Annotated in this window: 13 protein-coding genes; 4 read left to right on the top strand and 9 right to left on the bottom strand. The window is 50.3% G+C overall.

Going from position 1 to position 15,730, the window contains the following annotated elements; translation table 11 throughout:
* Nucleotides 1-63: 63 nt before the first annotated feature.
* Nucleotides 64-1,764 carry an SgrR family transcriptional regulator gene (locus tag A7Z29_RS03210; RefSeq protein ID WP_105289774.1) on the top strand — a complete coding sequence of 567 codons (1,701 nt, stop codon included), beginning with the start codon at nucleotides 64-66 and terminating at the stop codon, nucleotides 1,762-1,764.
* A gap of 64 nt (nucleotides 1,765-1,828) precedes the next feature.
* Nucleotides 1,829-2,524: a 7-cyano-7-deazaguanine synthase QueC gene (queC, locus tag A7Z29_RS03205; RefSeq protein ID WP_000817227.1), complete on the top strand. Its 696-nt coding sequence runs from the start codon at nucleotides 1,829-1,831 to the stop codon at nucleotides 2,522-2,524.
* 50 nt (nucleotides 2,525-2,574) lie between these two features.
* Here the strand turns inward: queC and fadM are convergent, their stop codons facing one another.
* The 9 genes from fadM to bolA form a co-directional block, all read right to left on the bottom strand.
* Nucleotides 2,575-2,973, bottom strand: a complete 399-nt coding sequence (gene fadM, locus A7Z29_RS03200; protein ID WP_105289773.1) for a long-chain acyl-CoA thioesterase FadM — start codon at nucleotides 2,971-2,973, stop codon at nucleotides 2,575-2,577.
* A 93-nt stretch (nucleotides 2,974-3,066) separates the two neighbouring features.
* Nucleotides 3,067-3,438: a helix-hairpin-helix domain-containing protein gene (locus A7Z29_RS03195; protein WP_000680302.1), complete on the bottom strand. Its 372-nt coding sequence runs from the start codon at nucleotides 3,436-3,438 to the stop codon at nucleotides 3,067-3,069.
* 150 nt (nucleotides 3,439-3,588) lie between these two features.
* Complete coding sequence (gene ppiD / locus A7Z29_RS03190; protein ID WP_000969350.1) at nucleotides 3,589-5,460, bottom strand: peptidylprolyl isomerase; 1,872 nt, start codon at nucleotides 5,458-5,460, stop codon at nucleotides 3,589-3,591.
* A 191-nt stretch (nucleotides 5,461-5,651) separates the two neighbouring features.
* Nucleotides 5,652-5,942 carry a nucleoid-associated protein HU-beta gene (hupB, locus tag A7Z29_RS03185; RefSeq protein ID WP_254892905.1) on the bottom strand — a complete coding sequence of 97 codons (291 nt, stop codon included), beginning with the start codon at nucleotides 5,940-5,942 and terminating at the stop codon, nucleotides 5,652-5,654.
* Nucleotides 5,943-6,132: 190 nt separating this feature from the next.
* Nucleotides 6,133-8,487: an endopeptidase La gene (gene lon / locus A7Z29_RS03180; RefSeq protein WP_001295325.1), complete on the bottom strand. Its 2,355-nt coding sequence runs from the start codon at nucleotides 8,485-8,487 to the stop codon at nucleotides 6,133-6,135.
* A gap of 187 nt (nucleotides 8,488-8,674) precedes the next feature.
* On the bottom strand, nucleotides 8,675-9,949 hold the full coding sequence (clpX, locus tag A7Z29_RS03175) for an ATP-dependent protease ATP-binding subunit ClpX (protein ID WP_000130305.1): 1,275 nt from the start codon (nucleotides 9,947-9,949) through the stop codon (nucleotides 8,675-8,677).
* A 125-nt stretch (nucleotides 9,950-10,074) separates the two neighbouring features.
* The gene (gene clpP, locus A7Z29_RS03170) at nucleotides 10,075-10,698 is read right to left on the bottom strand and encodes an ATP-dependent Clp endopeptidase proteolytic subunit ClpP (protein WP_000122253.1); all 624 of its coding nucleotides are present in this window, start codon (nucleotides 10,696-10,698) and stop codon (nucleotides 10,075-10,077) included.
* A gap of 246 nt (nucleotides 10,699-10,944) precedes the next feature.
* Nucleotides 10,945-12,243: a trigger factor gene (tig, locus tag A7Z29_RS03165; protein ID WP_001198383.1), complete on the bottom strand. Its 1,299-nt coding sequence runs from the start codon at nucleotides 12,241-12,243 to the stop codon at nucleotides 10,945-10,947.
* Nucleotides 12,244-12,584: 341 nt separating this feature from the next.
* Entirely contained in the window at nucleotides 12,585-12,902 is a 318-nt protein-coding gene (gene bolA / locus A7Z29_RS03155; protein ID WP_000973458.1) for a transcriptional regulator BolA, read from the bottom strand.
* 304 nt (nucleotides 12,903-13,206) lie between these two features.
* On the opposite strand from bolA, the gene A7Z29_RS03145 reads away from it, so the two are divergent.
* Both A7Z29_RS03145 and ampG read left to right on the top strand, forming a co-directional pair.
* Nucleotides 13,207-13,785 (top strand): lipoprotein, encoded by a 579-nt coding sequence (locus A7Z29_RS03145; RefSeq protein ID WP_000473500.1) that lies wholly within the window; start codon nucleotides 13,207-13,209, stop codon nucleotides 13,783-13,785.
* Nucleotides 13,786-13,828: 43 nt separating this feature from the next.
* Nucleotides 13,829-15,304 carry a muropeptide MFS transporter AmpG gene (gene ampG, locus A7Z29_RS03140; protein WP_000098459.1) on the top strand — a complete coding sequence of 492 codons (1,476 nt, stop codon included), beginning with the start codon at nucleotides 13,829-13,831 and terminating at the stop codon, nucleotides 15,302-15,304.
* Nucleotides 15,305-15,730 lie beyond the last annotated feature (426 nt).

Genomic DNA, 15,730 nt, shown 5'->3' with positions numbered 1-15,730 from the left:
GAGTATTACCTGATATATACGGAAGTAATAGTGAATAGTTAAATAATATTGTTCCGGGTTTATATGCGACTGCTAAACCGTCTTAACCAGTATCAACGTCTGTGGCAACCTTCTGCCGGAGAGCCGCAATCCGTCACCGTCAGCGAACTGGCCGAACGCTGTTTTTGCAGCGAACGCCACGTGCGCACCCTGTTACGTCAGGCTCAGGAGTCGGGATGGCTGGAGTGGCAGGCGCAATCAGGACGCGGAAAACGCGGGCACCTGCGTTTTCTGGTGACACCGGGATCCCTGCGCAACGCGATGATGGAACAGGCACTGGAAACAGGAAAGCAGCAAGATGTGCTGGAGCTGGCGCAACTGGCCCCAGGAGAGCTGCGCACTCTGTTACAACCGTTTATGGGCGGGCAATGGCAAAACGATACGCCAACGTTGCGTATTCCCTATTATCGCCCGCTCGAACCGCTACAACCGGGCTTTTTACCCGGTCGTGCCGAGCAGCATCTCGCCGGGCAGATATTTTCCGGTCTGACCCGCTTCGACAATAATACCCAACGCCCGATTGGCGATTTAGCACATCACTGGGAAATCTCTGCTGACGGGCTACGCTGGGATTTTTATCTTCGTTCAACGCTGCACTGGCATAACGGCGATGTGGTAAAAGCAACGCAACTACACCAGCGATTATTGATGCTGCTACAACTGCCAGCGTTGGGGAAATTATTGACTAGCGTGAAGCGTATTGAAGTCACCCATCCGCAGTGTCTGACCTTCTTTTTACATCGCCCTGATTATTGGCTGGCACACAGGCTGGCGAGCTATTGTAGTCATCTGGCGCATCCGCAATTATCGCTGGTGGGAACCGGTCCTTTTCGCTTAACAAAATTCACAACAGAACTGGTGCGACTCGAAAGCCATGATTATTACCATTTACGTCACCCACTGCTAAAAGCGGTTGAGTACTGGATAACCCCACCACTTTTTGAAAAAGATTTGGGAACCAGTTGTCAGCATCCAGTACAAATCACCATCGGTAAACCTGAAGAGTTGCCACGGGTCAGCCAGGTCAGTAGCGGCATCAGTTTAGGTTTTTGCTATTTAACGTTGCGCAAAAGCCCCCGCCTTTCCCTCTGGCAGGCGCGAAAAGTGATTTCCATTATCCATCAATCCGGTTTACTACAAACGTTAGAAGTCGGAGAAAACCTGATCACTGCCAGTAATGCATTGCTGCCTGGCTGGGCTATTCCACAATGGGATGTACCGGATGAGGTCAAATTACCGGAAACCCTGACGTTGGTTTATCACCTGCCAGTGGAACTTCATGCAATGGCAGAACAATTACGAACGACGCTGGCAGCAGAAGGTTGCGAATTAACGATTGTTTTTCATAACGCGAAAAACTGGGACGACACGACCCCGCTGGCACAGGCAGATTTGATGATGGGCGACAGGCTAATTGGCGAAGCGCCGGAATATACTCTGGAGCAATGGCTGCGTTGCGATCCACTCTGGTCATATGTTTTCGACGCTTCAGCATATGCACATCTGCAATCGACACTGGATACCGTGCAGTTGATGGCTGATGAGGAAAAGCGGAATAACGCGCTGAAAACTGTGTTTAGCCAGTTAATGGAAGATGCAACGCTGACGCCGCTGTTCAATTATCACTATCGCATTAGCGCCCCGCCCGGAGTGAACGGTGTGCGGCTAACACCGCGCGGCTGGTTTGAATTTACCGAAGCCTGGCTTCCCGCGCCATCGCAATGAAGCACTGGTCGGGGTTAACCGCAGGCGTTACCATAACGCTTTTATCGATTTAGCAGGATTATCTATGAAACGTGCCGTCGTTGTGTTTAGTGGAGGTCAGGATTCCACCACCTGTCTGGTACAGGCATTGCAGCAATATGATGAAGTCCATTGCGTGACGTTCGATTACGGTCAGCGCCATCGCGCAGAGATTGACGTGGCACGCGAACTGGCATTGAAACTGGGTGCACGCGCGCATAAGGTGCTGGATGTGACGCTACTCAACGAGCTGGCGGTCAGCAGCCTGACGCGTGACAGCATTCCGGTGCCTGATTATGAACCTGAAGCCGATGGTATCCCGAATACGTTTGTCCCGGGGCGTAATATTCTGTTCCTGACGCTGGCGGCGATATATGCGTATCAGGTTAAAGCAGAAGCAGTGATCACCGGCGTCTGCGAAACGGATTTCTCCGGTTACCCGGATTGTCGCGATGAGTTTGTGAAAGCACTGAACCATGCCGTCAGTCTGGGCATGGCGAAAGATATTCGATTTGAAACGCCGCTGATGTGGATTGATAAAGCGGAAACCTGGGCGCTCGCGGATTATTACGGCAAACTGGATTTAGTGCGTAACGAAACGCTGACCTGTTATAACGGCATTAAAGGCGATGGTTGTGGTCATTGTGCTGCATGTAATCTGCGCGCTAACGGATTGAATCATTATCTGGCCGACAAACCGACGGTGATGGCAGCGATGAAGCAGAAAACCGGATTGAAGTAATTATTCGTGGTGTCGCCGGATGCGGCTTGAGCATCCGGCCAACAAAACGTTTACTGAACCATCAGATCCAGTTTTTCGCGCAGTTCCCCTTCCAGAGCTAATGCTTTCTGCGTTTTGAGATCGATACAAACAAACGTGATAAGTGCATCCGCCACCACCTGCCCTTCCGGCTCAAGAGTGATGACCTGACTTAAGATGCCGCTTTTACCGTTTAATTGCTGCAACTGACTGGTAATGGTTAACAGGTCGTTTAATACCGCCGGGCGACGATAGTTAATATTGATATTGACCACGACGAAGGCGATGTTATGGGCGGTCATCCATTGAAAGCTGTCGCTATTTTCCAGCCCATCCCAGCGGGCTTCTTCGAGAAACTCAAGGTAACGGGCGTTGTTGACGTGCTGGTAGACGTCGAGATGATATCCACGAACTTTGATTTGTGTTTGCATAGCGCAATAACCTTACGTTGTTGTTATAAGTACAGAGGCCATAACTGGTATGACCTCTTCAGTCTGGCAAAAAATTGCCACTATGCAAATTAATTACAGGGTTAATACCGCCAGATTACGTTCCACCAGCGAATTGCCCATTCCCGGCACCTGTTTTAAATCCTCCACCGTTTTAAACGGGCCGTACTCTTCGCGATAACTGACAATTGCCTGCGCTTTCTTCAGACCAACGCCATTCATCGCGCGGGCTAGCTCTTCCGCGCTGGCATTATTAATGCTGACCCTGGTGCCTTCTTCGTCACTGGCTTTCGCCGGTACTGCCGCTTTGCTTTGTGCTGCAGGAGCTTCCGCTTTGGTTTCTACCGCTGCCGGTTTCACCGCAGGAGCTGCCGCCAGCGCGCTATGAGACATTCCGGCACAGGCCAGAGACAGGGTGATGAGCAGTGCTTTAATTCCGTGTTTCATACTGTTTTCTCCTTGTTTGTTAACAGTGGAATCACCTTAACGGCAGCGAAAACAGTAAACAAATGGCAATGTTCAGAAATGGAAAAGGCCGCGAAAGCGACCTTTTCTTGTTACAGCTGCAAAGCATTTTTTTGCGAGGCGGCTTCCGGATTATTGCTGTTCCAGCGCATCGCCAATTTTGATTTTCGCCTCTTTACGCAGGTTACTCATCAGAGCTTCAAAGACGATTTGTGCGTTGTTCTGGGTGATGCCCTGCACCATCGCTTTTTTCTGATCTTCCGGCATAGAACCTTGTTTCACTTCGTCCAGCGCCAGCAGAACCACATTACCTTGCATATCGGTCGCCATACCGTAGCTTGGTTTGTCTTTCGCTGGCAGTGGCAGTGCAAACGCCGCCTGGCTAATCGGGTCACGACCGGAACGGCTTAAGGTTTTCGGCTCGCCAAATTTCAGACCGGCAGCCTGCATAGCTTCCGCACCTTTGCCCGCTTTCAGCTCAACCAGCAGTTTTTCAGCATCCACTTTCGCCTGTTGCTCAGCTTTGTTGTGCTGAACCAGTGCCTTAACTTGTTCCTGAACATCTGCCAACGGTTTCACCGCTTCCGGTTTGTGCTCGCTGATGCGCAACACGAATGCGCGATCGCCGTCTACGGTGATAATGTCAGAGTTGATGCCCGGCGCGCCGTTTTCACCTACCAGACCGCCGTTAAAGATAGCATCTGCAACCGGCTTGAAGTTCAACTCTTCCGGCAGGTTATCTTTGCTGAACCAGCCAGTCTGGGTAGCTTTAACGCCCGCAGCCTGCTCTGCGCCAGCCAGAGATTCGGTGTCATTGCTTGCCGCATCGCTCACTTTCTGCTGCAGCGCGTAATATGCATCGAGGGCTTTTTCGTGTTTCACTTTCGCCGCGATATCGTCACGCACTTCGTCTAACGACTTCACTTTTGCCGGCTGAATATCATCCAGACGCACAATCAGGAAACCGACCGAAGATTTGATGACGCCAGACAGTTGGCCTTTTTCTTTCAGACCGGCATTTTTCAGTTCATCCGGGATAGTGGCATCTTCTAACCACCCCATATCGCCGCCGTTACGGGCAGAGATAATATCGGCAGATTTTTCTTTGGCTAACGCAGCAAAATCACCACCTTTATTCAGCTCCTCAAGTACTGCTTTCGCTTCATCTTCAGTTTTAGTCTGGATGATGCTGTAGCGAGTACGCTGTGGCTGGGTGAATTGATCCTGATGCTGATCGTAGTAGCTCTGGATATCCGCATCGCTAACTGGTTGCTGCATCGTTGCGGCATCCAGCTTGATGTAGCTCACGCGGAATTGTTCCGGAGTCATGAAATTGTTTTTATTTTGCTCGTAGTAGCTGGCGATTTCTGGTTCGGTCACAGCTTGTTTAGCCGCCAGCGCGTTAACATCGATAGTCGCTTCACGCACTACACGTTGTTGAGCGACCAGCGCAGCCAGTTCGTCGGTTTCACCTTTCAGCATAAAATCGGTGCCCGCAACGCCGTTAATCAGCTGCTGGGTAGTGAGCTGATTACGCAGTGCCTGCGCGTACTGATCGGCACTCATCCCCATCTGGTTGAGGATACCGTTATAGCGGCTGTTATCGAACTTGCCGTCAACCTGAAACGCTGGGGTTGCGAAAATCGCCTGTTTAACCTGCTCATCGCTGATACTCAGTTTTAGTTCGCGAGCGTACTGATCCAGCAGCGCCTCGTCGATCAGACGATTCAGCACCTGTTGACGCAGGGTTTTCATATAGCCTTCGTTCGCCGCCAGCTCAGAGTATTGATCGCCCAACTGTTGCTGCATACGATTACGCTCGCTGTTGAAGGCGTTCTCGAACTGCCCACGGCTGATTTCCTGGTCATTCACTTTTGCGGCGTAGTTATTGCCTGCGCCAATCAGGTAACCACTCACGCCGGTCAATATGAACGACACGATAATGATACCGAAAATAATCTTGAGCACGAGACTGTTTGCAGCCGTGCGTAAGCTGTCCATCATGGTGTAACAACACTCCGCTGTAGATGACTGTGTACCTCACGCAACATATCGCTGCGCGCAAAGGCCTATTGTGACAAGAAACGGGGGCAATTGTCAGCCCACAACTCGCAGAAAGTCACGCAATACAAATAAAAAAGGCACATCAGTAGATGCGCCCTTGAACTTCGTCACATCCCCAATGGGGATAATCCTTAGTTTACCGCGTCTTTCAGTGCTTTACCTGCACGGAAGCTCGGTACTTTAGCTGCAGCGATGGTGATCTCTTTACCGGTCTGCGGGTTGCGACCAGTACGGGCGGCACGCTCTTTAACGGCAAAAGTACCAAAACCTACCAGTGCTACATCATCCCCTTCTTTCAGGGATTCAGTTACGGAAGCAATAATAGCATCTAACGCACGGCCAGCCGCAGCTTTAGAGATATCAGCCCCTGCAGCAATCTTGTCAATCAATTGAGATTTATTCACTCTTCTCTTCCTCTTTATAATTTATCCCGCACTTGAATCCTTCAACGTGCGAACGCGCAGCAGTTATATCAGGCCAGCCATCCCCTTACAACACCCCTTAATAAGGGCAAGCCTAATCCGCCCTCTAACTTAACGAGACAAAAAAAGGCTGGCAAGTCCGAATTGGCCCGCCAGCCCTCTTTTTATTAGTGCAATTTGCGCAAGGTCACTATTTTGCAGTCACAACCTGCATACCAGACGGTTCATTTTGCAGCGCCAGAGTCAGAACTTCCTCAATGCGCTTCACAGGATGAATGTCCAGATCGGCAATCACGTTGTCCGGAATCTCTTCCAGATCGCGTTTATTTTCGAACGGAATTAACACTGTTTTAATCCCGCCGCGATGTGCCGCCAGCAGTTTTTCTTTCAAACCACCGATTGGCAACACCTGACCACGCAGAGTAATCTCGCCAGTCATCGCCACATCGGCACGAACCGGGTTACCGGTCAGGCAAGAAACCAGCGCGGTGCACATGGCAATACCGGCACTCGGACCATCTTTTGGCGTCGCACCTTCCGGTACGTGCACGTGGATGTCGCGTTTTTCGTAAAAATCAGGGTTGATCCCCAGTTTTTCCGCACGCGCACGAACCACCGTTAACGCCGCCTGAATGGACTCCTGCATGACTTCACCCAGCGAACCGGTATAGGTCAGTTTACCTTTGCCCGGTACACACGCGGTTTCGATGGTCAGCAAGTCACCGCCCACTTCCGTCCACGCCAGACCCGTTACCTGACCGACACGGTTTTCGTTATCCGCGCGACCATAGTCGAAACGCTGAACACCGAGGTAGTCATGCAGGTTATCGCCGTTAATTTCGATATGTTTTAGAGACTTATCGAGCAGTAACTGCTTAACCGCTTTACGGCACAGTTTGGAGATTTCACGCTCCAGACCACGCACGCCCGCCTCACGGGTGTAGTAACGAATAATGCCGATAATGGCGCTATCGTCGACGGTCAACTCACCTTTTTTCAGCGCATTACGTTCAATCTGCTTCGGCAGCAGGTGACGTTTGGCGATGTTCAGTTTTTCATCTTCGGTATAACCGGAGAGGCGAATCACTTCCATACGATCCAACAGCGGTGCCGGAATGTTCATGGAGTTCGACGTCGCGACAAACATCACGTCGCTAAGGTCGTAATCCACTTCCAGGTAGTGGTCGCTGAACGCTACGTTCTGCTCTGGATCCAGCACTTCAAGCAGTGCGGAGGCCGGATCGCCACGCATGTCAGAAGACATTTTGTCGATCTCATCGAGCAGGAACAGCGGGTTTTTAACGCCCACTTTCGCCATTTTCTGGATCAATTTACCCGGCATAGAACCGATGTAAGTACGGCGGTGACCACGGATTTCCGCTTCATCACGCACGCCGCCTAGCGCCATACGGACATATTTACGTCCGGTAGCTTTGGCGATGGACTGCCCCAGAGAAGTTTTACCTACCCCCGGCGGCCCAACCAGGCAAAGGATCGGCCCCTTGATTTTGTTGACACGACTTTGAACCGCAAGATACTCAAGGATGCGATCTTTCACGCGCTCCAGACCATAATGGTCGGTATCAAGGATTTCTTGCGCCTGACGCAGGTCTTTTTTGACCTTGCTACGCGCATTCCACGGCACCTGCACCATCCAGTCGATATAGCCACGCACCACGGTCGCTTCTGCCGACATCGGAGACATCATTTTCAGCTTCTGCAGTTCTGCTTCCGCTTTCTCTTTTGCCTCTTTCGGCATTTTCGCCGCGTCGATTTTGCGCTTCAGGGCTTCGTTTTCGTCCGGCGCATCGTCCATTTCGCCGAGTTCTTTCTGAATAGCTTTCATTTGCTCGTTCAGATAGTACTCACGCTGGGATTTCTCCATCTGCTTTTTGACGCGGTTGCGAATGCGTTTCTCAACCTGCAGCAGATCGATTTCCGATTCCATCATCGCCATCAAATATTCCAGACGTTCGTTAACGTCGGACATCTCAAGAACGGACTGTTTGTCAGCCAGTTTCAGCGGCATATGCGCGGCAATAGTATCCGCCAGCCGCGCCGGATCGTCGATGCTGTTCAGCGACGTCAGCACTTCTGGTGGGATTTTTTTGTTCAGCTTGATGTAGCCTTCGAACTGGCTGATTGCGGTACGCACCAGCACTTCCTGTTCCCGCTCATCAATGGTCGGCGACTCCAGATACTCCGCCTTCGCAGAAAAGTGTTCGCCATTGTCAGAGAGCGCAGAAATACGCGCGCGCTGTAACCCCTCAACCAGCACTTTGACGGTGCCGTCAGGCAGTTTCAGCATCTGCAATATAGAGGCCACGGTCCCGACAGTGAAAAGATCGTTTACACCCGGCTCATCCGTTGAAGCTTCTTTCTGCGCGACCAGCATAATTTTTTTATCATGGTCCATCGCCGCTTCCAGACAACGGATAGACTTTTCCCGCCCAACAAATAAGGGGATGACCATGTGCGGATAAACCACCACATCGCGCAGCGGCAATACGGGGATTTCAATGCGTTCAGAACGCTCAGGATTCATAGAGCTCTCTCTTAGTTTAATTTCCGCCAGGTAATCAGATGACACGACTGTGCTTCACGCCATCTATTAACATGTACGTCAGTATATGGGGATGTTTCCCCCACATTCAACGCCGAGAATAGAGGAAAAATTAAAGGGGAGATAAAATCCCCCCTTTTTGGTTAACTAATTGTATGGGAATGGTTAATTATTCACCAGATGCCTGCTGAGCTTCCGGCTTGCCATAAATCAGCAACGGTTTGCTTTGCCCATCAATTACCGACTCGTCGATAACCACTTTTTCGACATCTTCCATGGACGGCAGATCGTACATGGTATCGAGCAGCGCAGCTTCTACGATGGAGCGCAGACCACGAGCACCGGTTTTACGCGCCATCGCTTTCTTAGCGATAGCATCCAGCGCCTCGTCACGGAATTCCAGATCCACGCCCTCAAGATTAAACAGCGCCTGATACTGCTTGGTCAGGGCGTTTTTCGGCTCTTTGAGGATCTGAATCAGGGCTTCTTCGCTCAGTTCATTCAGCGTTGCGACAACTGGCAGACGACCGATGAACTCAGGGATCAGACCAAACTTAATCAGATCTTCTGGTTCAACCTGCGCCAGCAGTTCACCTTCGCTTGCTTTGTCAGATTTCGCTTTTACCGTCGCGCCAAAACCAATGCCGGAGCCGGTTTCTACACGATGGGAAATGACTTTATCCAGACCAGCGAACGCACCACCACAGATAAACAGGATCTTAGAGGTATCTACCTGCAAGAATTCCTGCTGCGGATGCTTACGTCCCCCCTGCGGTGGGACGGCGGCAACCGTACCTTCGATCAGTTTCAACAGTGCCTGCTGTACGCCTTCACCGGAAACGTCTCGGGTAATAGAAGGATTGTCCGACTTACGAGAAATCTTGTCGATTTCATCGATGTAGACAATCCCACGCTGTGCTTTCTGTACGTCGTAATCGCACTTTTGCAACAGCTTCTGAATGATGTTTTCAACGTCTTCGCCCACATAACCGGCTTCGGTCAGCGTGGTCGCGTCGGCCATGGTGAATGGGACGTCCAGCAGACGCGCCAGAGTTTCGGCCAGCAGCGTTTTACCGGAACCCGTCGGACCGATCAGCAGAATGTTACTTTTGCCCAACTCGACGCCATTGCTGGTATCGCCGTTGCGCAGACGTTTGTAGTGGTTGTATACCGCGACCGCCAGCACTTTTTTCGCCTGTTCCTGACCGATAACGTAATCGTCCAGGTGGTTGCGAATTTCATGCGGCGTCGGTAGCGCACTGCGTTCACGATGCGGTGCAACTTCTTTAATCTCTTCGCGAATGATGTCATTACATAAATCAACACATTCGTCGCAGATATACACGGATGGACCGGCAATCAGCTTGCGCACTTCATGCTGGCTTTTGCCGCAAAAAGAGCAATACAGCAATTTGCCTGAGCCATCTTTGCGTTTATCTGTCATGGGTCAAAACCTCTTCTTTGTTCTTTGTGCCGCACACGACGACGCAAATGCCATTCTCAGGCGCAAGCCGCTTACAGCGTTGTGCCGCCCTGGATAAGTATAGCGGCACAGTTGCGCCTCTGGCATCAATTACGATGGGTCAGAATCGAATCGACCAGACCGTATTCCACCGCTTCAGGGGCGGAAAGGAAGCGATCGCGCTCGGTATCACGTTCAATCTGTTCTAATGATTGACCCGTATGAAGCGCCATAAGTTCATTCATGCGCCCTTTAACTTTCAGAATTTCACGGGCATGAATTTCGATATCGGTCGCCTGGCCCTGATAGCCGCCCAACGGCTGGTGAATCATCACGCGCGAATTCGGCAGGCAGAAACGTTTACCTTTTGCCCCTGCGGTCAGCAAGAAAGCGCCCATCGAGGCCGCCTGGCCCATACAAATGGTGCTGACATCAGGCTTGATAAACTGCATGGTGTCATAGATAGACATCCCGGCAGTGATCACCCCGCCTGGGGAGTTAATGTACAGATAGATATCTTTTTCTGGATTTTCTGCTTCCAGGAACAGCATCTGCGCCACAATCAGGTTAGCCATGTGGTCTTCAACCTGGCCAGTCAGAAAAATGACGCGTTCCTTAAGTAGACGAGAATAGATATCAAAAGAGCGCTCACCGCGTGAGGTCTGTTCAATGACCATCGGCACCAGCGCCATATGGGGTGCAAAGTTATCTCGTTCGCCGCTGTATGACATTTCCGTCTCCTGGATAAAATTGAAAAAACCTGCTGTACCGATTGTAACCTTATGGACGGATTATCAGCTAGTCCCTGTGTTATGGGTACGGCATCACCATATTTCAAGCATAACAATCTTTTGTTGTTACGCTAACACCGAAAGAGGCTTTTCGCACGGTTCCATGCAAAATTCATGACAAAAAAAAAGCCCACCACCTGGCGGTGACGGGCCTTTGTGCGAATTTAGCGCGTTATGCTGCGTAAATTACGCCTGCTGGTTCATCAGCTCGTTGAAAGTGGTTTCTTTTTCAGTCACTTTCGCTTTCGCCAGTACAGCTTCAACAGCCTGTTCTTCCAGAGCAACATTGCGCATGTTGTCCATCAGTTCTTTGTTTTTGCTGTAGAATTCGATAACTTCTTTCGGATCTTCGTACGCAGAAGCCATCTCTTCGATCAGGCCTTTCACGCGCTCTTCGTCAGCTTTCAGCTCGTTGGCGCGAATAACTTCGCCCAGCAGCAGGCCAACAACTACGCGGCGTTTAGCCTGTTCTTCGAACAGTTCGCGCGGCAGTTCCAGAGCTTGTTTTTCGTTGCCACCGAAACGCTGTGCAGCCTGGCGACGCAGAACGTCGATTTCGCTATCGATCAGCGCAGCCGGTACGTCGATGTCGTTAGCTTTTACCAGACCTTCGATCGCCTGAGACTTAACGCGGTTACGGATGGCGCTCTTCAGCTCGCGCTCCATGTTTTTACGCACTTCAGCGCGCAGACCTTCTACGGAACCATCTTCAACGCCGAAACGTTTGATGAATTCAGCAGTCAGTTCCGGCAGTTCACGCTCTTCAACTTTCTTCAGGTTGATAGCAAATTTCGCTGCTTTACCTTTCAGGTTTTCTGCGTGGTACTCTTCCGGGAAGGTCACGTCGATGGTGAACTCTTCGCCCGCTTTGTGGCCTTTGATACCGTCTTCAAAGCCCGGAATCATACGACCCTGGCCCATCGCCAGTACGAAATCAGACGCTTTACCGCCTTCGAACTCTTCGCCGTCTACAGAACCAGTGAAGTCGATGGTCACACGGTCTTCTGCTTCAACAGCGCCGTCTTTTTCTTTCCAGGTCGCCTGCTGTTTACGCAGAGTATCTAACATACCGTCAACGTCAGCGTCGGTCACTTCAACGATCGGTTTTTCAACTTCAATCGCTTCCAGACCCTGCAGTTCAACTTCCGGATAAACTTCAAACTCTACAGAGTAGGTGAAGTCTTCACCCAGCTTGTATTCGCCCGGAACGTAAGTCGGTGCGCCAGCCGGATTGATTTTTTCTTTAATGATGGCGTCAATGAAGTTACGGCTCATCAGGTCGCCCAGAACGTCCTGGCGTACAGACGCGCCATAACGCTGAGCAACGATATTCATTGGCACTTTGCCTTTGCGGAAGCCGTCAATACGTACTTTTTTCGCAACGTTGACCAGCTCGCTTTTAACAGCGGTCTCGATGCTGTCAGCAGCGATAGTAATCGTTACACGGCGGCCAAGGCCTTGAGTGGTTTCAACTGAAACTTGCATCTTGTTACCTCAAAAAATCACAGTGCTCGGTCAACTCTTACCCCGCAAGCACAGGTTGTTGGCTTCGCGGAACCGGGATGTTCTTATAATCAATCACATTCCCTGTTACCAGAATCATCCCGAAAGCATTCAAATAGGACGCGGCATTATAGCGGCATCACTTTTATGAGTCGAGAACGGTTATTGCGCGCTGCCGCGTATTTTTTCACAATTCTCAGGTAATTTTCGTCTGAATGCTGGGCAAAAAGCGCAAAATCCAGACAAAACAAAACGGCCCGCAGGCCGTTTTTCATAAAATCTTTAACAACATACTGGAAAAACGCTAACTGTTGCAAATGCGTTTAGGCAATGCTTCCAGCTCCACGACAGGGAGGAGAAGCAAAGATGGTATCCTGCAATCCTTCCCACTCTTTAATGGTATAAGTATGCAGAGCCAGCGCATGAACGGTAGTAGAGAGTTCCTCCGCTAAAGTACTGTAAATCATTCGATGACGATTCAGAAAACGTTCACCCATAAAACGATCGCTGACCAGCACAACTTTAAAATGGCTTTCAGAGCCGGCTGGGACATTGTGACGATAGCTTTCATCCACAACTTCGAGGAATACGGGTTGGAACGCCGTCCTTAATTTTTCTTCTATCCGCTCACGTATCATCATGAAATATCTCCTCCGACAACGCTGAGATGTCACCCATCCCTTTAAATACTAGCCGCTTTAACCGTTTCCATTACAGCTTAACAACAAATAATTAGCTTTCATCCTATTTTTTCTGTCAAGCGTATGAAGTTTACTGATTTAAAGATTGATTCACCGGCTTCACATCGGTGTTTCTTTTACCCAAGGCGATTATTTCGTCAACATAATGAATTTACATGTCTTACCCACTTCCCCTCGTCGTTGGCGATGTTATGATGGCGGGAATCTTTACCAAACACGCTAAAAAGTCTCTGAGAGCCAGAACATGTTCAAAAAAATCCTCTTCCCGTTAGTTGCTCTGTTTATGCTTGCAGGATGTGCAAAACCGCCAACAACCATTGAAGTTTCTCCGACGATGACGCTGCCACAGCAAGATCCTAGTCTGATGGGCATCACCGTTAGCATTAATGGTGCCGATCAGCGTACCGATCAGGCGCTGGCAAAAGTCACCCGCGATAATCAAATCGTTACCCTGACCGCTTCCCGCGATCTGCGTTTCCTGCTGCAAGAAGTGCTGGAAAAACAGATGACCGCTCGCGGTTATATGGTTGGCCCGAATGGCCCGGTTAATCTGCAAATCATCGTTAGCCAACTGTATGCCGACGTGTCCCAGGGCAACGTGCGCTACAACATTGCTACTAAAGCAGATATCGCCATCATTGCCACCGCGCAGAATGGCAACAAAATGACTAAAAACTATCGTGCCAGCTACAACGTTGAAGGTGCATTCCAGGCCTCCAACAAAAACATTGCCGATGCGGTTAACAGTGTGCTGACCGACACCATTGCTGATATGTCTCAGGACACCAGCATCCACGAATTTATCAAGCAGAACGCACGTTAATTTCTGCCCTCTGGCCCGGTGTAAATCGGGCCTGTAGACGCCCATGTCCAGTCAATATTTACGTATTTTCCAACAGCCACGTTCAGCTATTTTGCTGATCCTGGGTTTTGCTTCCGGGCTGCCGCTCGCCCTGACATCCGGCACCTTACAGGCGTGGATGACCGTCGAGAATATCGATCTTAAAACCATTGGTTTCTTCTCTCTGGTGGGTCAGGCATACGTCTTTAAATTCCTCTGGTCGCCGCTGATGGACCGCTATACCCCGCCGTTCCTCGGTCGTCGACGCGGCTGGCTGCTCGCTACGCAAGCGTTGCTGTTACTGGCGATTGCGGCGATGGGGTTTCTCGAACCGGGTACTCAACTTCGTTGGATGGCGGCACTGGCGGTGGTTATCGCTTTTTGCTCCGCTTCTCAGGATATCGTCTTTGATGCATGGAAAACGGATGTGCTTCCTGCGGAAGAACGTGGCGCAGGTGCAGCAATCAGCGTGCTGGGTTACCGTTTAGGGATGCTGGTTTCTGGTGGTTTAGCCTTATGGCTGGCAGATAAATGGCTGGGCTGGCAAGGCATGTACTGGTTGATGGCGGCTCTGCTGATCCCCTGTATTATCGCAACGTTGCTTGCGCCAGAACCAACCGACACTATTCCTGTTCCCAAAACACTAGAACAAGCCGTTGTAGCACCGTTACGTGATTTCTTCGGTCGCAATAACGCATGGCTGATTCTGCTTTTAATCGTGCTGTATAAGCTGGGCGATGCTTTCGCCATGAGTCTGACTACCACCTTTTTGATTCGCGGCGTCGGGTTTGATGCCGGTGAAGTGGGCGTGGTTAACAAAACGCTCGGTCTGCTGGCGACCATCGTCGGCGCGTTGTACGGTGGTATTCTGATGCAGCGTCTTTCGCTGTTCCGTGCACTACTGATTTTCGGCCTTTTACAAGGTGCGTCCAACGCCGGTTACTGGCTGCTTTCGGTGACTGATAAGCATCTCTACAGCATGGGCGCAGCCGTCTTTTTCGAAAACCTGTGTGGCGGGATGGGCACATCGGCATTTGTGGCGCTGTTAATGACGCTGTGTAATAAGTCATTTTCCGCTACTCAGTTTGCCCTGCTCTCGGCGCTTTCCGCTGTCGGACGGGTATATGTCGGCCCCGTGGCGGGCTGGTTTGTTGAATCACACGGCTGGCCGACGTTTTATCTGTTCTCTGTTGCGGCCGCTGTACCAGGGCTTATTTTGCTGCTGGTTTGTCGCCAGACGCTTGAATATACACGGGTCAACGACAACTTTATCCCACGAACCGAATATCCGTCAGGTTATGCTTTTGCCATGTGGACACTGGCGGCGGGCGTCGGTCTGTTAGCCGTGTGGTTACTGCTGTTGACAATGGATGCGCTGGATTTGACCCACTTCTCTTTCCTGCCTGCGCTGTTGGAAGTCGGCGTTTTAGTCGCCCTGGGCGGCGTCGTGCTTGGTGGTTTTCTGGATTATCTGGCGCTACGAAAAACGCATCTGACGTAATCTGTGAATATAATTTAGCTGTAGTAATCACCCGGCGTAATTATTACAGCTAAATAAACATCAGCATTGCTTAATAATATTTGTTCTTTTGTGCGGCTTAGATTTCTGAAATTATTGACTGAATCTATATGTTTTATTTTTTTACACGATTCAGCTAATGACTCTTTATTTCCCTACGCCTGATTTGTCACCTCAATGATAATTATTTGTTAAATAATTGTTTTATTTTGAGATTGGTTATACCAATTGCCATCCCCACCCCCTTCTGTAGTCCCCTTTCGTTATAACGCCCTTTTGTAACAGCTTCTTAAAATCAACCTGATATGTTTTGCAACATATGTGACCTGACAGCCAAATCCAAGTAACAGGAATTTAATCATGTTTACAGTAATGTAACCTTCCCGTAAAATGCCCACACACTTTAAA

Origin of the sequence: Escherichia sp. MOD1-EC6842 (genome assembly GCF_002965705.1) — a bacterium.
Lineage (GTDB): Bacteria > Pseudomonadota > Gammaproteobacteria > Enterobacterales > Enterobacteriaceae > Escherichia > Escherichia ruysiae.
This window is presented reverse-complemented; position numbering and strand designations above follow the sequence as displayed.